At 76.8% G+C, this 18,698-nt stretch carries 12 protein-coding genes; 11 read left to right on the forward strand and 1 reads right to left on the reverse strand.

Going from position 1 to position 18,698, the window contains the following annotated elements; translation table 11 throughout:
• The first annotated feature begins 3 nt into the window (after positions 1-3).
• Genes H9657_RS04495 through H9657_RS04520 form a run of 6 tightly spaced genes read left to right on the forward strand, consistent with a single transcriptional unit; the run spans position 4 to position 6,363 of the window.
• Complete coding sequence (locus tag H9657_RS04495) at positions 4-1,005, forward strand: hypothetical protein (protein ID WP_191780680.1); 1,002 nt, start codon at positions 4-6, stop codon at positions 1,003-1,005.
• The gene (locus H9657_RS04500; protein WP_191780682.1) at positions 1,002-2,372 is read left to right on the forward strand and encodes a hypothetical protein; all 1,371 of its coding nucleotides are present in this window, start codon (positions 1,002-1,004) and stop codon (positions 2,370-2,372) included. The genes H9657_RS04495 and H9657_RS04500 overlap by 4 nt, the downstream gene beginning before the upstream one ends.
• 11 nt (positions 2,373-2,383) lie before the next feature.
• On the forward strand, positions 2,384-3,907 hold the full coding sequence (locus H9657_RS04505) for a hypothetical protein (protein ID WP_191780684.1): 1,524 nt from the start codon (positions 2,384-2,386) through the stop codon (positions 3,905-3,907).
• A gap of 11 nt (positions 3,908-3,918) precedes the next feature.
• Complete coding sequence (locus tag H9657_RS04510; RefSeq protein ID WP_191780686.1) at positions 3,919-4,974, forward strand: aminotransferase class I/II-fold pyridoxal phosphate-dependent enzyme; 1,056 nt, start codon at positions 3,919-3,921, stop codon at positions 4,972-4,974.
• Positions 4,971-5,762 carry an amidohydrolase family protein gene (locus H9657_RS04515; protein WP_191780688.1) on the forward strand — a complete coding sequence of 264 codons (792 nt, stop codon included), beginning with the start codon at positions 4,971-4,973 and terminating at the stop codon, positions 5,760-5,762. Before H9657_RS04510 ends, H9657_RS04515 begins: the two co-directional genes overlap by 4 nt.
• A gap of 10 nt (positions 5,763-5,772) precedes the next feature.
• Positions 5,773-6,363, forward strand: coding sequence for a hypothetical protein (locus H9657_RS04520; protein WP_191780690.1), 591 nt, complete (start codon positions 5,773-5,775; stop codon positions 6,361-6,363).
• On the opposite strand, the gene H9657_RS04525 is transcribed toward H9657_RS04520, so the two are convergent.
• On the reverse strand, positions 6,327-7,817 hold the full coding sequence (locus tag H9657_RS04525) for a sigma 54-interacting transcriptional regulator (RefSeq protein WP_191780692.1): 1,491 nt from the start codon (positions 7,815-7,817) through the stop codon (positions 6,327-6,329). The genes H9657_RS04520 and H9657_RS04525 overlap by 37 nt on opposite strands.
• Before the next feature lie 502 nt (positions 7,818-8,319).
• Here H9657_RS04525 and H9657_RS04530 point away from each other — a divergent pair.
• The 5 genes from H9657_RS04530 to H9657_RS04550 all read left to right on the forward strand — a co-directional run bounded on the left by H9657_RS04530 (position 8,320) and on the right by H9657_RS04550 (position 18,651).
• The gene (locus H9657_RS04530) at positions 8,320-11,400 is read left to right on the forward strand and encodes a hypothetical protein (RefSeq protein ID WP_191780694.1); all 3,081 of its coding nucleotides are present in this window, start codon (positions 8,320-8,322) and stop codon (positions 11,398-11,400) included.
• Positions 11,397-14,054, forward strand: a complete 2,658-nt coding sequence (locus H9657_RS04535; protein WP_191780696.1) for an ABC transporter permease family protein — start codon at positions 11,397-11,399, stop codon at positions 14,052-14,054. The genes H9657_RS04530 and H9657_RS04535 overlap by 4 nt, the downstream gene beginning before the upstream one ends.
• A complete protein-coding gene (locus tag H9657_RS04540; RefSeq protein WP_191780698.1) occupies positions 14,051-15,013 on the forward strand; it encodes an ABC transporter ATP-binding protein in 963 nt (320 codons plus the stop codon). Before H9657_RS04535 ends, H9657_RS04540 begins: the two co-directional genes overlap by 4 nt.
• Positions 15,010-15,693 (forward strand): ABC transporter ATP-binding protein, encoded by a 684-nt coding sequence (locus H9657_RS04545; protein WP_191780700.1) that lies wholly within the window; start codon positions 15,010-15,012, stop codon positions 15,691-15,693. The genes H9657_RS04540 and H9657_RS04545 overlap by 4 nt, the downstream gene beginning before the upstream one ends.
• Before the next feature lie 297 nt (positions 15,694-15,990).
• Positions 15,991-18,651, forward strand: a complete 2,661-nt coding sequence (locus tag H9657_RS04550; RefSeq protein ID WP_191780702.1) for an alpha/beta hydrolase — start codon at positions 15,991-15,993, stop codon at positions 18,649-18,651.
• Positions 18,652-18,698: the final 47 nt, after the last annotated feature.

The following is an 18,698-nucleotide window of genomic DNA, read 5'->3' on the forward strand; positions in this document are numbered from 1 at the left end:
GCCATGACCTACCAGAGCAACGACCGGCGCGAGTCGTCCGGCGAGGTGTCCCTGCAGGAGTGGGAGCTGCCCGGCGCTTCGGGCGAGAGCGCGTGGTCCGGCGAGTCGGAGTCCGAGTCCGCGTGGTCCGGCGAGTCGGAGTGGTCCGGCGAGGGCGAGTGGTCCGGCGAGGGCGAGTGGTCCGGCGAGTCCGAGTGGTCGGGCGAGTCCGAGGGCGAGTGGTCCGGCGAGGGCGAGTCCGAGGACGAGCTCGCGTACGAGCTGCTCGAGATCACGTCCGAGGAGGAGCTCGACCAGTTCCTCGGCAAGCTCGTCAAGGGCGCCGGCAAGTTCCTGAAGTCGGGTGTCGGCAAGGCCGTCACGGGCGCGCTGAAGAGCGTCGCGAAGGTCGCGCTGCCGATGGTGGGCTCCGCGATCGGCAGCTTCGTCGCACCGGGCGTCGGCACCGCGATCGGCGGCAAGCTCGGCTCGATGGCCTCCAACCTCCTCGAGGCCGAGGAGGCCGAGGCGCTCGGCGAGGAGGAGGCCGAGCTCGAGGCGGCCCGCCGGTTCGTGCAGCTCGGCCGGGCCACCGCCCGGTACGCGGCCGCCGCGCCGCCCTCGGTGCCGCCGCGGACCGTGGCCCGCAGCGCGACGATCGCCGCCGCGCGCCGCTACGCACCGGCGCTGCTGCGCTCGTCGACCCCCTCGACGCCCGGGTGGCGCAGCCGGCGCGGCCAGCGCGTGGGACCCGCGTACGGCCCGCGCGCTGGGCGGTCGCAGGGCCGCGGGTACGGCGCGTCCGGCGGGTACGGCGGGTACGGCGCGTCCGGCGGGTACGGGTCCGCCGGCCGGCCGAGCCGCCGCCGTGGTCCGCGCCCGGGCTCCCGGTGGGGCGTGTGGGGCGGTGACGTCTGGCCCGTCGCCGAGCCGTGGCCCGGGTGGAGCACGCCGTGGGACGACGGCGCGGACGCCGGGGACGGTGCCGACGACGGCACCGGCGAGACCGGGTTCGAGTTCGCATGAGCACGCGTGCGGACCGCGACCAGGTCCCGGACGGTGCCGCCCTCGCGCCGGCGCTCGTCGCGCAGGAGGCCGAGGCGCTGCTCGTGCGCCTGGGACGCCTGCGCCCGTTCGTGATGACCGAGACGATGGTGCTGGCCGCGGCGCTGCCGTACGACGCCCACCGGGCGATCGAGCGGTTCCTGCACGTCGGGCGCACGGCCCTGCGCGACGACGTCGAGGGCTTCCTCGACTGGCTCACCGGGCCGGGGGCGTCCGCACCCGCGTGGGAGCAGCAGCGCCGGTTCGTCGCGATCCGCATGCGGTTCAACGACGTCCTGTCCCAGCTCGACGTGTTCGCCGAGGTGGTGACGCAGCGCAGCGAGCAGGGCACCGGCGTGTGGCTGTCGGGCCTCGACCGGCTGGCCGCCGACGCGGTCGGCATGCCGGACCCGCCGGTGGAGCCGCCGCCGCTGGTCTGCTACCTCGCGCGGGGTGCGGGCGCGGCGATCCGCCGGGCGCGCACGCGGCTGCCGGGCGGGCGCCTGTCGCCCGTCGCCGTCATCCGCGTCCCGCGCGAGCGGATGGTGGGGCACGGCGTGGCGTCGTCGCTGATCCACGAGGTCGGCCACCAGGTCGCCGCCCAGCTCGAGCTGGTGCCGTCCCTGCAGGACGCGATCGCGCGGCGACGCGCGCGTGCCGGGCCGGCGGAGGCCGCCGCGTGGGACGGGTGGCACTCGACCGTCTCGGAGTGCGTCGCGGACCTGTGGTCCGTCGGCAAGCTCGGCATCTCCTCGACGCTCGGTCTGCTGGCCGTCGTGAGCCTGCCGCGCTCCCTGACGTTCCGGCCGCCGCGGGGCGACCCGCACCCCATGCCGTACGTGCGGGTGCTGCTGTCCGCGGCGATCGGCCGCGCGTTCTACCCGCACCCGCAGTGGGACGCGCTCGTCGCGGCGTGGAAGGCCTGCTACCCGGTGCAGGACGTGACGCGTGAGCTGCGCGCCGACATCGCGCGCCTCGAGGGCACGGCCGACGACCTCGCCGACCTCATGGCCGGGCACCGCCCGCGCCTGCTCGGCGGTCGCACGATCGCCGACGTCCTGCCGCTGGCCACCCGCACGCCCGAGCGGCTGCTGACGCTGCGGCGCACGTGGGGCGACGACCTGGGCGTGCTGGCCCGGCGCCCCCCGACGCTCGTGTTCGCCGTCATGGGCCAGGCGCGCGGCGCCGGGCTCGTCGCCCCGCAGCAGGAGTCCGCGGTCCTCGCGGACGTGCTGGCCGCCTGGGCGGTCCGCTCGTCCATCGACGTCATGGCGCGCCCCCATCACGCGCGTCCCCGTCCCGCACACCAGCGCCCCGCGGCACCCGTCGCGGCCAGCGCCCAGCCCTGAAGGGAAGAGCCATGGTCAAGATCCAGACGCCCCGGTTCGTCGACGGCGAGGTGCGGTTCACCGCCACCGAGCTCGTCCGCAACCACCGGTACGAGGCGCGGCTGGCCGGTCCGGCGGAGTTCGGGACGATCGACCGTCCGGTGCACCCGAACGCGAGCGGCACGGCGGCGAAGATCGGCGTGCCCCTCGTCGACGCGCCCTCCGGGCCGTACGTCGCGCAGGTCGTCGACGTCGGCGTGACGCCCGAGGTCGTGGTCGCGGAGAGCGAGTTCCACGTGGTCGGCACGGTGACGGCCGACGAGGAGCCGCCGCCCGCGCGCGTGCAGCTGGCGCGCACGGCGACGACCCCCACGAGCGACGTCGTGCTCACGCAGGAGATCCTGCGGGTCACGCGGGCACGCCGGTTCGCGGAGTACCAGCTGCACGTCGACCGCTCGCTGCAGCGCGAGACGAACGGGGCGTTCTCGCCCGCGGCGTACGACGTGATCCTGCGCGCCACCCGGGAGTTCCTCGAGCGCGACACCACCACGATCATCGACCCCGGCGGCAACTACCTCGAGGGCGGCAACCTCCCGTACCTCGAGAACGTCGCGAGCCGGTACCCCGACGCGCGCCTCGGCCGCACGGCCGCGGACGGCGTGGCGGACATCGACGAGGAGCTGCTGGCCCGGCCGGCGCCCGTCGAGCTCATCTGGACGTACTGGAACGAGGAGGGCGCGTCGTTCCAGGCGATGAACCTCATCCTCGCGCGCTTCCAGAACCGGCGGCTGCCGAACGGCCTCGCGCTCGAGCGGTTCTCCCTGAGCTACCTGCGGCCGCTGCGCAACCTGCTGTACACGTGGGGCGACCACGAGATCGACCGCCTGACCGTGCGGCGCCGCGCGGCCGAGTACGAGTACGAGTACGGGCTGAGCCTCATCGGCCGCGCCGTGCCCGGCTCGTTGCAGTACGTGGAGCGGCGCAGCCAGTTCCTCGAGTCCTTCCACACGCTGCTGCACGAGGCGCTGCGGTTCCATCGGCTCGACGACGACACCACGGTCGTGGCGGACGGGTTCCCCGTCCTCAACGCGCTGCGCGACCTGCACCGGACCCTCGCGCCGGGCGCGGAGAACCAGTTCGACGGCGTGGCGCTGCAGTCGCGCGTCGAGACGATGGCCATGCAGTACGTGCTGGCCCAGCCCGAGATGCGCGAGTTCCTGGGCGGGCGGCCGATGGTGCCGTACGAGGAGCCCTGGATGGACAAGGTCGACACGGTGCGCACGCTGTGCGGCTGGGGCGACACGTCCGTCATGAGCTTCCACGAGCTGGCGGTGCACGGCGAGCAGCTCGTCATGAGCGTCCGCTGGGGCGACTGGAGCGACATCTCGCTGACGGCCGACTCGGCCGCCAACTGGGCCCGCCTCATGCGCGACCCCGTGCACCGGTACGTGCACGCGTACCGCACGGTCACGGGGGTGGACCTGCAGCTCGGGGTCGACGCGACGATGCCGGCCGTGCTGCTGGCCCGCCGCAGCCGCGCACGCGTGCGGGCCTAGGGGCGTGCGACGTGCTGGACCTGACGTCCTCGCTGTTCCTCGGCCTGCACCACCCGGCGGGCGGCCCCGGGGGGTGGGCGTCCCTGACGACGGGCCGTGCCGCGGCGCTCGACGAGCCGGCAGCCGCCCGCCGGGTCGCCGCACGCGTCGCGGCCCGGCTCGGGGCTCCCGCCGGCGTCGTGCACCGCTCGGTGCTGCACGCGCTGGTCGACGTCGTGGACCTGCTCGCGCCGTCGGTCGTGCTGGTCGACGCGGCGGCGTACCCGCTGGTCAGGCTCGCGGCGGGGGCGACGGCGCCCGTGGTGCGCACGTTCGGGCACCACGACGTCGACGACGTCGTGCGGCTGCTCGCGGGCGAGCGCGCGGGACGCGGCTGGGGCGCGCGCAGCGGGCGGCCCGTCGTCGTGACGGACGGCTGGTGCGCCGCGTGCAACCGGCCGGCGCCGCTCGCGGCGCTCGAACGCGTCGTGCGCGCGGCGGGCGGCACGCTCGTCGTCGACGACACGCAGGCGTTCGGGGTCCTCGGCCCCGGCGGGTCGGGCACGTGGCGCTGGGCCGGGGGCCGGCCCGTCGGGGCCGTGCAGGTCGTGTCGCTGGCCAAGGGCCTCGGGGCGCCCCTGACGGTGACGACCGGGCCGCGGGACGTGGTCGCGCGCCTCGCCGTGCACGGCACGCGCTGGCACGCGAGCCCGCCCACCGCCGCCGACCTGCGGGCCGCGGACCGCGCGACGGACCCCGCGGGCGGTCCGGCGCTGGCACGGCGCCGACGCCGCCTGTGGTGGCTGGTCCGCGCGCTGCGCGCAGGCCTGCGGCGGTGGGGCCTCGCGGTCGTGGGGCGCCCGTTCCCCGTGGTCCACGCGTGCGTCCCCGACCCGGCACGGGCCGCGCGCGTGCTGCGCGGGCGCGGCGTCCGCACTCTCGTGCTGGCCCCGGCGTGCCTGCCGCAGCCGGTCCTGACGTTCGTCGTCACCGCGGAGCACGCACCGGCCGACGTCGAGCACGTCCTGGCCGCCCTGCGCGGCGCCGTGCCGCGCACCGGCCACGCCCCGACGGCGGTCGCGCGATGATCGTCGACGCCCACTGCCACGCCGGGCTGGGCGACGTCATGCCCGACCCGCTGGGCGACGAGCGCCCCGACGCCGCGCTGCACCGGTACGCCGCGCGCGCCCGGCGCGCCGGTATCGACCACACGCTGCTCATGGCCCCGCCGTCGGACGACTACCCCGCCGCCAACCGGCGGGTCGCGCGCATCGTCGCCGCCGACCCGCGCCGGTGGACGGGTGTCGTGTTCGTCGGCACGCGCCCCGACGCGGGCCGCATCGGGACCATGGTCACCACGGCCGTCGACGCGTGGGGGTTCCGCGCGGTCAAGGTGCACTGGCGGGACGGCCCGATGACCGACGAGGTCGCGCGCGTCGCCGACGCCCGCGGGCTGCCGGTGGTGCACGACCCCGGCGGCGACGTCGACCAGGTCGCGCACTTCGCCGCCCGCTGGCCCGACGTCGCGTGGGTCGTGCCGCACCTGTCGTCGTTCGCCGACGACTGGCGCGCGCAGACCCGGTTCGCCGACCTGCTCGTGCGGCTGCCCAACGTCCACACCGACACGTCGGGCGTCCGGTACGTCGACGTGCTGCTCGACGCCGTGCGGCGGGCGGGCGCCCACAAGGTGCTGCTCGGCACCGACGGGCCCTACCTGCACCCGGCCGCCGAGCTCGCGAAGGTGCGCGCGCTGCCGCTCGCGCGCGAGGACCTCGCGCTCGTCCTGGCGGGCAACGTCCGCCGGCTCGTCGCCGCCGTCCGCCGGACGCCGGCCACCACCCCCGTCCCGGTCGGACGCCGGGACCTGTCCACGTGAGGAGACCGACATGTCGAGCATCATGATCGAGCCCGGGACGATGCTGCCGGCGCCGCCGCTGTCGACGAGGCCGGCGCCCCGGTACGCGGGGCTCGGGTTCGCCGAGGTGAAGCCGCACAACGTCCGCGGCATCCTCGCCGGGCTGGCGAGCATCCAGAAGCACCGGCTCGCGGCGGCGCAGCCGTACACGCAGGCGTTCCTGCTCACGTACCGCCACCAGCCCGGCGACCCCGCACCGCGTGCCGTCGTGCCGTACCTGCTGGTGCCGGGCGCGCGCACCACGGCACCGGCCCGCCCGAAGGACAAGAACGTCGTGGGGTGGTTGGGCACGCTCGGCGACTGGTACGCGCTGAGCCCCGCGCCCCTGCCCCTGCCCGCGCACCCCGAACCGCGGTGGGGCACGGACGTCGGGCCGGTCGTGCGCGGGTCGATGGTCGAGCCGCTGGTCAGGTACGCGTTCTTCCGGTTCTCGGACTACCGACGGGCCAAGGAGGACATCACGCTGCGCAAGCAGCCGCACCAGCCCGGAGCCGACGTGGCCTGGAAGGAGATGGCGGAGTACCTCTACGAGCTCGCGTCCGAGCTGGGGTCGGTGGGCTGAGGACGGGCCTGCGCCGCCGCGCGGTAGTCGAGCGCGCGGCGGCTCACGCCGAGCAGCCGGGCGGCGGCGACGGTGCCGCCGCCCACGTCGAGGGCGACGCGCGTGGCCACGTCGGCCGTGCGGGCCTTGAGCTCCTGCAGGCCGACGCCCGCGCTCAGCGCGCCCCGCACCGCGCTCTCGAGCCCGGACTCCCACGGGGTGCGGGCGGTGAGGGCCGTCGGGGGCGGCGCGACGGGCGCGGTGACGGGCGGCGCGGTGACGGGCGGCGCGGTGACGTGCGGCGCGGTCACGGTCCGCACGGGACGGTCCTCGGGCGGCAGGTCGCCCGGGGTCACGGGACCGTCGCCGACGTGCCGCGCGGCCACGCGCGCCGCGAGCTGCCGCAGCTCGCGCACGTTGCCGGGCCAGTCGTGGCCGCGCAGCGCGTCCGCGACCTCGCGCGACACCTCCGGGGCGTCCGCGACGTCGTCGCCGGCCTCCACCGACGGCCGGCGGCGTGCCGCGGCTGCCGCGTCGCGGCCGGGCCGCTGCTCGGCGAGGAAGTGCCGGAACAGGGGCAGCACGTCGTCGGCGCGCTCGCGCAGCGGCGGGACCCGGAGCGTCGTGGCGGCGAGCCGGTGGTAGAGGTCCGCGCGGAACCCGTCGGCCCGCAGGTCGCGGTGGGTCGCGGCGACGAGCCGGAAGTCGGTCCGGCGCCGCCGCGTGCCGCCGACGGTCTGGTAGGTGCCCTCCTGCACGACGCGCAGCAGCGCGGCCTGCAGCGACGCAGGCAGCTCACCGACCTCGTCGAGCAGGAGCGTGCCGCCGTCGGCGCGCGCGAACGCCCCCTCGTGGGCCGTCGTCGCACCCGTGAACGCGCCCTTCTCGTGACCGAAGAACTCGCTGCCCGAGAGCGTCGGCACGACGGTCGTGCAGTCGAGCAGGACGAGCTCGTGCTCGCGTCGCCGCAGGTCCACGCGGTGCACGATGTGCGCCGCGACCTCCTTGCCGACGCCCGTCTCCCCCAGCAGCAGCACGGGCGCCGTCGACCAGCGCGCCACCTCCACGAGGTCGCGCAGGAAGAGCCGCCAGGCCGACGACGAGCCGATCGCCCCCGCGCGCCGGGCCTCCGCACGGACGAGCTCGTCGACGTCCTGCCACCGGCGCAGCCGGTCGAGCACGGGCCGCAGGTCGTCGCCGGCGAGGTGCACGACGTCCGCCGCCCCGCACGCGAGCAGCGACCAGGGGTCGACGTCGACCCCGGGCGCGAGGGCCACGAGCACCCGGCCGGGGCGTTCCGCGAGCCGCGCGGGATCGGGTGCGGCCTGCGGGTCGGTCAGCAGCACCACGCCCGGCTCGTCGGGTGCGACCGGCCGTCCGTCGGCGTCCGCCGCGTCGGCGTCGCACAGGCCCGCCGCGGTCAGCCGGGCGCGCGTCGCGGGGCCGCAGGGCGCTGCGACACGGAACCACGCCATGCCGGCCCCCGTCCGCCACGCGGCCGAGCGGGACCCGCGGGCCGCGGCGTCACCGGACCCGCGTCGACCCCCCACCGACCGACGACGCTCCCCCTGCGTCGGAGCAACCGCACGGCACCGCGAGCGGCGTCCGGGCGTCCGGCTCCGCAGCGGTGCGGCCCGGTCTGCTCCCGTCCCGGCAGTCTCTGCCCCGGTCGGACCCCGGTCAAGGGTGCGCCCGTGATACATGACCGGGCCACCGGATCGACGCTCCCAGCCTGGAGGCTCGACGCTCGAACCCCCCGACCGGACGGCATGCGGACCACCCGTGCCTGCGACGCTGCCGACGGCGACGGCAGCGCTCCCGCCACGGTGCGAGCAGCGTGCCGAGCCGCGCGGCCGGACCCCGGCACGGGTCCCCGCGGAGCATGGGACCCGCGATCCGGTCCGCGCCGGGAAGGTCGGCGCAGGTCGTCGCCGCGAACACCTACTGCGGGGGCGCGGGCGCAGGTAGCCTCCGGCGATGCGCACCGGCGGTCTGCTGACCCGACGCGCGAGGGCGCAGGGCGGGCTGCTCGCTCTGGCCGGCGTGCTCGCGGCGCTGGCCTGCGCCGTCGTCGTCGCGATCGTCGGGCACCTCGACGTCGCGGCACGCACCGGGCTCGTGACGGCGCTGCGCGACGCGCCCGCGACGTCGGCCGCCGCACGGTTCACGACGACGCTCTCCGACACGCCCGACGAGCAGGACGCGGCGGCGCAGCGGATCCTCGCCCGGCGCCTGGGCCACCAGCCGGTCGACGTCCACAGGTCGGCGCGGTCCGAGCCGCTCCCCCTCGTGCCCGGCGGTGCAGCGGCGGGCGGTGACGCGTCGGGAGGGCTCGGTGCGACCTCCGACGGCGCGCTCGAGGTCTCCATCGGCGCCCAGGAGCCCGGCCTCGTCGTCACGTCGGCGGGGACGTGGCCCACGGACGCCCCCGACGCCGTCGCGGTGCCGGCCGACCTCGCGACGTCCGCCGGCCTGGCGGTCGGGGACGCGCTCGCGCTCGGTGCGGGCGACGACGCGCGCGCCTTCGTGGTCGCCGCCCTGTACGAGCCGGACGACGCGCGCGACCCCGCGTGGTTCGACGAGGCCGACGACGGCGCCGACCCCGTGGCGCACCCGGTGCTGGTGTCCGCGTCTGCTCTGGCCGACGCCCCGCAGCGGGTCCGGGTGCACTGGACGGTGGTCCCCGACCTCGACCGGGTGCGCCCGGCGGACCTGACACCCCTGCGGGCCGCGCTCGAGGGCACGAGGGCAGCGCTCCACGAGGACGACGACGTCATGGTCCTCGGCGTCACGGCGACCGGTGGCCTGGGCGGGCTGCTCGCGAGCACGGACGCGGACCTGGTCGCAGCCCGGAGCGTGTCCGTGCCCGCGGCGGCGCTCACGGCGCTCGTCGTGATCCTCACGTTCGGCCAGGTGTCGCGCATGCTCGTCGACGCCCGCCGCCCCGAGACCGTGCTCGTGCGCTCGCGCGGCACGACGCGCGGGGCCGTCGTCGGCGCGTCGGCGATCGAGGGTGCACTGGTCACGGGCCTCGGCGCGGTCCTCGGTGCGGTCGTCGGCGGGACGCTCGTCACGGCCACCGCGGGCGGCAGCGCGCCGGGCACCGTCGTGGCGGGCGGGGTGCTCGCCGTCGTCGTCGTGGGCACGGCGACGCTCGCCGCGGCGGCGTGGCAGGGCACGGCCGACGGTCGCGCCGAGACGCGTCGTCGTGCGGTCCCCGGCTCGCTCGCGGCCGGAGCGCTCACGCTGCTGGCGGGCGTGACGGCCCTCGCCGTCTGGCGGCTGACCGACCGCGGGTCCCCCGTCCGCGTGGACGCCGCCGGGCGGGCCGTGCTGGACCCGCTCGCGGCCGCGGCACTGCCCCTCGCGCTCGTGCTCGTCGCGCTGGTCGCGGCCACGCTGCCGGGGCCCGTCGCCGGGCTGCTCGCGCGCGCGGCGTCCCGGCGGCGCACGCTCGACCCGGTCCTCGCTGCCCGGCAGGTGGCCCGGCGGCCGCTGCCGCACGCGACCGCCGCGACGTTCGTCGCGCTCACCGTCGCGACGACCGTGGTCGCCGCGGCGTTCACGGGGTCGTGGCACGCCCACGCCCGCGACCGTGCGGACGCCGCGGTCGGCGCGGACATCCGCCTCGACCTCGGGCGCGACCCCGGGCCGGGCGGCGCCGGGGCGCACGCGGCGCGGGTGGCCGCGGTCCCCGGGGTGACCGGGGCCGCGCCGGCCCGCGTCGACCGCACGGCCATCGGGTCCGTCGAGGGGCGCACGGTCGCCCTGCCCCCGGCCGGACGCGCGGCGCTGCCCGTGACGGGCGCCGCCACGCTCGCCGACGCGCTCGCGCCCGGTGCGGCGGACGGGCTGCCCCTGCCGGCGTCCGCGACCCGCCTCGACCTGGAGGTGACGCCCACGGCCGGCGACCCCGGCGGCGACGCGCCACCGGTCGTCGGGGCCGTCGCGTGGATCGCCTCGGCCCCGGGGACGCTCACGCCGCTCCCGCTGGCGCGGGACACGCGGCAGGACACCTGGACCGCTCCGCTGCCGGCCGGGGACGCCGCGTGGCGGGTCCTCGCGGTCGACGTCGCACCGCGCGGCACGGCCGGGTATGCCGTCGCGGTGACGCGCGTGACGACCGACGCCGGGGACGGCGCCGTCGGGCCCGGGGACGTGCCCTGGACCGCCTGGCAGCTCGCACCGACGCCGGTCGCGCTCGACGTGGCGCAGGGACGTGCCGACGTGCCCCGACGGGTGGCCGCCGGCGCCTCGACCGCACCCGTGCGGCTGACCGCCGGCGCCGTCGAGCCACTGCCGGTCGCGCTCGGCGCGTCCCTGGCGACCGCGCTCGACCTGGGCACGGGCGGGACGACGACCGTGCGCGTCGCCGGTGCGGACCTCCCGGTGACGGTCGCGGCCGTCGTCCCGGTGGTCCCCGGCAGCGGGCACCGGAACGCGCTGCTGGCCGACCTCGACGGGATCGAGGCCGCGCTGCTGCGCGGTGGCGTCGCCGACCCGCCCGCGGCGCACGAGGTCTGGGTGGACGTCGCCACCGCCCGCCCGGACACGCTCGTCGCGACGGTGGTCGATGCACTGGGCGCCCCACCGCGCGCGGTCGCGACCGCCGTGCCACGACCCGCACCGCTGCTCCAACCCGCGCTCACGCTGCTCGCGGCCGCGGCCGCCGCGACGGCGCTCCTGGCCGTCGGCGGGCTCACCGTGACCGTCCGGGCGGCGGACCGGCGTCGGTCCGCCGACGAGCGCGTCCTGCTGGCGCTCGGCGTCGCACCCGCGCGGCAGGCACGGGCCCGGTCCGCCGAGCTCGGCGCCACGGTGCTGCTCGCCGCGGTCGCCGGGGCCCTCGGCGGTGCCGCCGTCGCGCGGCTGACCGTCGCCACGCTCGTGGGGGCGACCAGCGGCACGGCTCCCGACGCCCCCACGCTCGCGGTGGCGTCCGGGGTCGAGGCCGGCGCCCTCGTGGCACTGCTCGCCGTCCCGGCGGCCGGCGTGGCCGCCGTCCTGATCGTGTCGGCCGTGGGTGTGCGGGCACGCGCGACGGGGGTGCGCGCATGACCCGCCCGCTGACGCTCACCCGCCTGGCGCGCCGCCAGCTCACGACCGACCTCGGTGCGGTGCTCGCCCTCGCCACCACGACGGTCCTGGCCACCGCGCTCCTCACGGCGTGGCCGCGCGTCGTGGACCACGTCGTCGCGCAGGACCGGGTCGAGGCCGTCGCCGCACTGAACGCCGTCACGCGAGACCTCACACCGCCGATCCCCCCACCGGTGTGGTTGCCGGGCGTGCCGTCGCACGACGAGCTGGCCGCCGCGCTCACCACCGTCGCCGCCGAGGGCGAGGAGCTCGTCGACGGCCTGGGTCCCGAGCTGCGGTCGGTCGTCGGACCGCCCGAGCACGTCGTCGTCGCCCCCGGGTTCAGCATCGAGCTCGGCGTCCGTGACACGCCGTTCTCGACCATGTCCCTCTCCGCCGTCGTCGACCCCCGTGCCGACGAGCGGGTCCGTGTCGTCGAGGGCCGTGCCCCGCAGGCTCCGGCGGCGCCCCCCGAGGTCGAGTTCATGCTGTCGACGGCCGCCGCCGAGGAGCTCGGGTGGCGGGTCGGCGAGACCCGGGCGTCGCTCCAGGCGTCCGTGCCCGTCGTCGCTCGTCTCAGCGGGACGTTCGAGCCGGTCGACCCGGCGTCGTCCGCGTGGAGCCACACCAGTCCCCTGCTCACCCCGGTGCACGCCGGCAGCGAGAACGCGGGCTGGAGCGCGCAGGCCGCGGGCCTCGTGCACCCCGACGCCCTGGCCCGGCTGACCTCACCCGTGGTGCTGTACGTGCAGCGCTGGGTCCCGGTCCGCGCGGAGGCGGTCGCCGGCGCCGATCCCGCCCGGCTCGTCGCCGACCTCGAGCGTGCCCGTGCGGACCTCGCCCTGCGGTCGGAGACCCACGCGGCCGTCGAGGCCGCGCAGCAGCGGGCGACGGCCGTCACGGCCGTGCTCGGCGTCGTCGCCACCGGCGCGCTGGGCACCGCCGGGGTGGCGCTGTGGCTCGGTTCGGTGCTCGTCGCGCAGCGCCGTGGCGCCGCGCTCGTGCTGCTGCGCTCCCGCGGCATGTCCGCGCGTGCCCTCCCGATGCTGGTCGCGGCGCAGACGCTCGTCGCCACCGTGCCGGGCGGGGTCCTCGGCACCGTCGTCGGGCTCCGCCTCGCGCCGGGGCCGGTGCGCCTGGCGGACCTGGTCGCGCCCGCGCTGGCGACGGTCCTGACGGCCGGCCTGGCTGCGTTCGCGGCGTGGCGCCGCAGCCGGCAGGTCGCGCCCGTGCGGCGCGCGCACCACCCGTGGCGGTGGGTCGCGGAGCTGCTCGTCGTGCTGGCGGCGGGCACGGCCGCCGGGCTCGTCGCCTCGTCACGCGACGCCGGCGACCCCGTCCTCGCCGCGCTGCCGGTACTGCTCGGCGTCGCCGCCGCGGCCGTGGGTCTGCGGCTGCACCCGCTGCTGCTGGCGCCTGCGGACCGGCCGGCCCGCCGGGGACGCCGGCTCGGCCCCTTCCTCGCCGTCGCGCAGCTCGCGCGCGCCGGCACGGGCGCGGCGGTACCGGTCGTGGGCCTCGTCGTCGCCGGCGGCACGGTCGCCCTCATGGCCACGGTGCTGTCGGTGGTCGACGCGAGCACCGAGGAGAGCGCGGCGCGCGGTGCGGGCGGCGACGTGCGGCTCGAGATCCTGCAGACCGCCGCGGGGCGGACACCGCTGACCTCCGACGACGTGGCCGCGGTCGCCGACGTGCCGGGCGTCCGGGCGGTCGCCGCCGTCCGCGACGGGGGCCGTGCGACGCTCAGTACCGGCGACGGGACGGACGCGGTGTCCGTGCTCGTGGTCGACGCCGCCGCGCTGTCAGCGGTGCAGCGGTCCCTGCCGTCCGCCGTCCGGTCCCCGCTGACCACCCTGGCCGCGGACGGGGACTCGCTGCCGGGCGTGCTCCTGCCACGGTCGGCCGGCGTCGCGACCGGTGCCGAGGTCGCGATCGGACGGGGCCCGGACGAGGCACCGGTGGCGGCCGTGGCCGTCGTCGGTGAGGCGCCCGGAGTGGCGAGCGGCACCGCGTGGGTCGTCGTCGACGACACGACGTGGGCACCTCCCTCCGGCGCCCCCGACGCCGTCGGGTCCGTGCTCGTCGGGCTGCAGCCCGGGTCCGACCCCGACGTGGTCGCCACCGCCGTCGACCGCGTGCTCGACGGACGCGTGAGCGTGAGCGCGCTGGCGGACCGGGTCCAGGACGCGCGTGCGGGCGCGCTCACGGCGGGGCTGCGGTCCGCGCTCGGCGCCGTCGGCGTCGTCACGGTGACCATCGCCGCGCTCGTGCTCGGCCTGGCGCTGCTCGGCGGAGCCCCGCCACGGGAGCGCGCCGCGAGCGTGCTGGCCGGTCTCGGGGCGCCCCGGGCGCTGCGCCGGCGCCTCGTGGTCGGCGAGTCGTTGGGGCTGCTCGCCGCGGCGCTGCCCGCGGCCGTCGCCGTGGCCGCCGCGCTGCCGCTGCTCGTGCTGCGGGTCGTCGACCTGCGTGTCTTCACCGGTACCCCCACGTCCACGACGGCCACCACCGACCCCGTCCTCGTCGTCGGCCTCGGTGGGCTCGGTGTCGTCCTCGGTGGCGCGGCCGTGCTGGTCGCCACCGTGTCCGCCCGCCGGGCGGCCGCGTCCGGTCCGCTGCGAGAAGGAGGAGCACCATGACCACCCCGCCGGACGCCGACGCGGAGATCCTCTGCGAGGACCTCATCCGGGTCTACGTCACCGAAGGTGTCGAGGTGCAGGCCCTGCAGGGGCTCGACCTGAGGGTCGAGCGCGGCGACCTCGTCGCGCTCGTCGGGGCCTCCGGCTCGGGCAAGTCGACGCTCCTGACCATCCTGTCCGGCCTCGACCGGCCGACCGCGGGCACCGCGTTCGTCGCCGGCTGGGACGTGCTGCGCATGACGGGCGCGCAGCGCCGTGCGTACCGGCGCGACGTCGTCGGCTTCGCCTGGCAGCAGACGGCCCGCAACCTGCTGCCGTACCTCACCGCGGCGGAGAACGTCGCCCTGCCGATGGTCGCGACCCGCACGGCGCGCCTGCGCGAGCGGACGGCGCGCGTCGACGAGCTGCTCGAGGTCATGGGGGTGACGCACTGCCGCGACCGCCGTCCGGCCGAGCTGTCGGGCGGCGAGCAGCAGCGCGTCGCGATCGCGACAGCGGTCGCGAACCGGCCGCGCGGGCGGCGCGCCGACGAGCCCACGGGTGAGCTGGACGAGGAGACGTCGGCGGACGTGCTCGAGGCGATCCGGCACGTCAACGAGACGTTCGGGACGACGACGCTCATCGTGACGCACGACCCGCTGGTCGCCGACCACGTGCGGCGCACCGTGCAGATCCGCGACGGGCGCACGTCGCGCGAGACGCTGCGCCGCACCGCCGTCGGCGAGGACGGGCACGCGCGGCTGCACGCGGAGGAGTTCACCGTGATCGACCGTGCCGGCCGGTTGCAGCTGCCGACGGAGTACGTCGAGCAGCTCGGGCTGCGGGACCGGGTGCGCCTCGGGCTCGAGCCCGACCACGTGCGCGTGCACGCGGGCACGACGCCGTCCACCGGTGCCGCCGAGGCACCGCAGGAGCCGCCGGCAACGCAGGCACCGCAGGCATCGCAGGAGGAGTCGTGAGCACGATCCGCACCCGGGGCCTGACCTGCACGTACGGCTCGGGCGCCGCTGCCGTCCACGCGCTGCGCGGCGTGGACCTGCAGGCCGCGCCGGGTGAGCTGCTGGTCGTGCGCGGCCGGTCGGGGTCCGGCAAGTCGACCCTGCTGCACGCGCTCGGCGGGCTCGTCCGGCCGACGTCGGGCACGGTCCACCTCGACGGCACCGACCTCACCGCCCTCGGCGAGGCCGAGCTGCTGCGGGTGCGGCGCGAGCAGGTCGCCTACGTCTTCCAGACGTTCGGGCTGCTGCCCGTGCTGTCGGCGTCCGAGAACGTCGAGGTGCCGCTGCGGCTGCTCGAGCTCGACCCCGCGCAGCGGGAGGCGCGCGTCGCGGCCGCGATCGACGCCGTCGGGCTGACGCGGCACGCCGCGCAGCGGCCGGACGAGCTGTCCGGCGGGCAGCAGCAGCGCGTCGCGATCGCACGCGCCCTGGCGACGCGCCCGCAGGTGCTGCTGGCCGACGAGCCCACCGGTCAGCTCGACAGCCAGAACGCCCTGTCCGTGGTCGGGCTGCTGCTCGAGCTCGCCCACGAGCACGGCGTCACGACCGTCGTGACGACGCACGACCCGGCCGTCGCGGACCGCGCCGACCGCGTCGTCGAGCTGCGGTCCGGCGTCCTCGCCGCGGCCGCACGCGCCTGACCCGCCCGCGCCGGGGCGGACGCAGGCCCGACCGCCGAACCGGTCGAAGCGCAGGTATTGACGTTAAACCTCCGACACGACAGCATTCGGACAACCCGTTCCTGCAGCGTTGCAGGCAGCGGGCACGTCGGGGGCGTCGTGGGCGCCCGCGGCAACCGCAGGGGGAAGCAGCACCGTGATCCCGGCCCTCGACGTGGAGGGTGGGTCGTCCGCATCCTCCTGCCGGTCGGCGACCGAGGAGGAGTATCGATGGGGATGACTCGCAGAGGGCCACGCGCGCAGCACAGGACGACAGCCGTGGTCACAGGGGCCGCGCTCGCACTGGGAACGGCGGCAGTGATGGCACCACCAGCAGCAGCCGAGGGCGTCGCGCCCGACCCGTGGGTGTCGGTGACACCCGAGGGGTACTACCGGTTCACGGCACCGCAGGCCACGGTCCAGGAGATCGTCGGCGGCACGCCGCAGGTCGTGGAGCTCCAGGGCAACATCGGCCCCGCGGGCACGTGGTCCGACCTGGCCATGGACCCCAGCGGCACGGACTACCCGACGCAGGTCGGGATCCTGGACCCGGGCCTGTACTACTACCAGTACACGGCGACGTTCCCGGACCGCACCAAGAAGTCGTTCCGCAACCCGGACGCACCCGCGGCGATCAGCTCGAAGCCGGCCTGGAGCACGTTCTTCGTGCCCGGTCCGTCCGTGCAGTGGATGTCGGACGTCGCCAACGGCGGCGACGTCGCCGAGCTGACGTACGACAGCCCGGCGGCGGACGACGAGCGCACGACGCTCGTGTGGACGCCCCCCGGCTACGACGCCGAGCGCGCCGAGGCGTACCCCGTGCTGTACCTGCTGGCGGACGACAGCCAGTCGGCCGACGAGTGGACCGAGCTGGGCCGCGCGCGCCAGGTGCTCGACAACCTCGCGGCCGAAGGCGCTCTCGCGCCCATGGTCGTCGTCATGGCCGAGGTCAGCGGCGGCGACCCGCGCGCCGAGCTGCTCGACGGCGTCGTCGCGGCGACGCGGGACGCGTACAACGTCGCGGACGACGCGTCCGGGCAGGCGGTGGCCGGCATCGGCACCGGCGCCGAGCAGGCGCTGACGCTGCTGCGCACCGACCCGGGCGTCTTCAGCGAGGTCGGCGCGTTCTCGGTCGAGTTCTCCGGGCGCCCCGCCGACCCGAACCGGTCGGAGGTCGCGGCGATCAACGAGGGCACCGACCGGCTGCGCATCTACGTCGGCAACGTGCTCGACCCGTCGTACAACACGACCCACGACCTGCTGCGCACGTTCGAGCGCACGGGCGTCGAGCACGAGTTCGACGGCGTCGACCCCGACACGGGCGGCACGTGGGACACCTGGCGCGAGGGCCTGCGCGACTTCGCGTCCCGCGTGTTCCAGGACGACGCGGGCCACGGTCCGCGCGAGGGTCACCGCCCGCTCGACAGGAAGTACACGGCGCCGGCCGCGGGGTCGATCACGACGCCGCACGTCGACGAGAACGGCATCGTCACCTTCGAGACCGGCACGCAGTGGAAGGACGCCAAGGACGTCACCGTGTGGGCCAACTGGGCCCCGAACGGTGCCTGGTTCCGCGTCCCCATGACGAAGGTCGGGGACCGCTGGCGCGTGCAGGCGGGACCGCTCGACGGCTTCTACTACTACCGGTACGTCGTCGACGGCGTGGACCAGAAGGACCCCGAGGACAAGGTCAACACGCTCACGGGCGTCAGCCCGCTGTTCGTCCCCGGCGAGACCGACCGCATGCTCGGTGACCTGCCCGAGGACGAGCGCGGCGCGGTGAACCTGCTGACGTACGACAGCGCCGTGGCGGGCGAGGAGCGCCAGGCGTACGTCTGGACGCCCAAGGGCTACGACCCGAACCGCGCCGAGCCGTACCCCGTGCTGTACCTCAACCACGGTGGTGGCCAGAACTACGGCGACTGGGTCGAGGTGGGCCGCGCGCCGCAGATCCTCGACCACTACATCAAGGACGGCGCGATCGTCCCGATGGTCGTCGTGATGGGCAACGGCAACTCGCCGGACTTCCCGGCGGAGCTCGTCGAGAACCTCGCGCCCGCGGCACGGGCCGAGTACAACATCGCCGACGACGCCGCACGGCAGGCCATCGCCGGCCTGTCGATGGGCGCGATGAACACGCTCAACACGTGGCTCACCCGCCCCGGTCAGTTCGGGTGGATGGCCGCGTTCTCGGGCGGGCTGTTCTTCAACACCCCGCAGTTCGACCCCGCGCTCGTCAACGCCGAGACCCGGATGGCGCGCGTGTACACCGGTGACGTCACCGACTTCACCTACCAGGCGACGATGAACCTGCTGGAGCTGCTGGAGACCAACGGCATCCACCACGAGTTCGCCGGCGTCACGCAGGGCCCGCACGGGTTCGACACGTGGTCGAAGAACCTCGTCGACCTGCTGCCGCGCCTGTTCCGCGACCCGCAGAACACGCAGGGCGTCGAGCTGCGGGCCGTCGTGCCCGAGGGCGAGGACGGCGTCCTGGCGCTGTCGGTCGCGGACGACGGCTCGGGCGTCACGCTCGACGGGCCGCAGAACACGGGCACCGCGCTGCGGTTCACCGGTCAGCTGCCCACCGTGACGGTCACCGACTCGCGCTCGGTGTCGCAGGCCGGGGTCACCGGCTGGGCCGTCACGGGTCAGGCGTACACGTTCGAGTCGGCCACGCGCCTGCTCGACGGGAAGCACCTGGGGTGGACCCCGCGCCTCGAGAGCCCGCGCGCGGGCCTCGCCGCCGGTGACGCCCGGGCGACGGCGCTCGGCGGCGGCGAGGGCCTGGTCGTCCCGGGTCGCCTCGCGTCGGCGACGCCCGAGGGCCGGGTCGGCACGGCGACGATCGGCGCGGACCTCGTGCTCGACGTGCCGGTCGACACGACGCCCGGTGAGTACACGGGCACGCTCAGCCTGTCGCTGTTCCCCGTCGACTGACCCGACGGACCGATGCACCGGCGGGGGGGGGGGGGGGGGGGGGGGGG

The sequence above is a fragment of the Cellulomonas avistercoris genome (assembly GCF_014836445.1).
GTDB lineage: Bacteria > Actinomycetota > Actinomycetes > Actinomycetales > Cellulomonadaceae > Cellulomonas > Cellulomonas avistercoris.

Bases quoted from the DNA above. Each gene is read 5' to 3' on its own strand.
- H9657_RS04540 (WP_191780698.1), top strand. From the start codon at position 14,051: ATGACCACCCCGCCGGACGCCGACGCGGAGATCCTCTGCGAGGACCTC.
- H9657_RS04535 (WP_191780696.1), top strand. From the start codon at position 11,397: ATGACCCGCCCGCTGACGCTCACCCGCCTGGCGCGCCGCCAGCTCACG.
- H9657_RS04505 (WP_191780684.1), top strand. From the start codon at position 2,384: ATGGTCAAGATCCAGACGCCCCGGTTCGTCGACGGCGAGGTGCGGTTC.
- H9657_RS04515 (WP_191780688.1), top strand. From the start codon at position 4,971: ATGATCGTCGACGCCCACTGCCACGCCGGGCTGGGCGACGTCATGCCC.
- H9657_RS04500 (WP_191780682.1), top strand. From the start codon at position 1,002: ATGAGCACGCGTGCGGACCGCGACCAGGTCCCGGACGGTGCCGCCCTC.
- H9657_RS04520 (WP_191780690.1), top strand. From the start codon at position 5,773: ATGTCGAGCATCATGATCGAGCCCGGGACGATGCTGCCGGCGCCGCCG.
- H9657_RS04495 (WP_191780680.1), top strand. From the start codon at position 4: ATGACCTACCAGAGCAACGACCGGCGCGAGTCGTCCGGCGAGGTGTCC.
- H9657_RS04525 (WP_191780692.1), bottom strand. From the start codon at position 7,817: ATGGCGTGGTTCCGTGTCGCAGCGCCCTGCGGCCCCGCGACGCGCGCC.
- H9657_RS04530 (WP_191780694.1), top strand. From the start codon at position 8,320: ATGCGCACCGGCGGTCTGCTGACCCGACGCGCGAGGGCGCAGGGCGGG.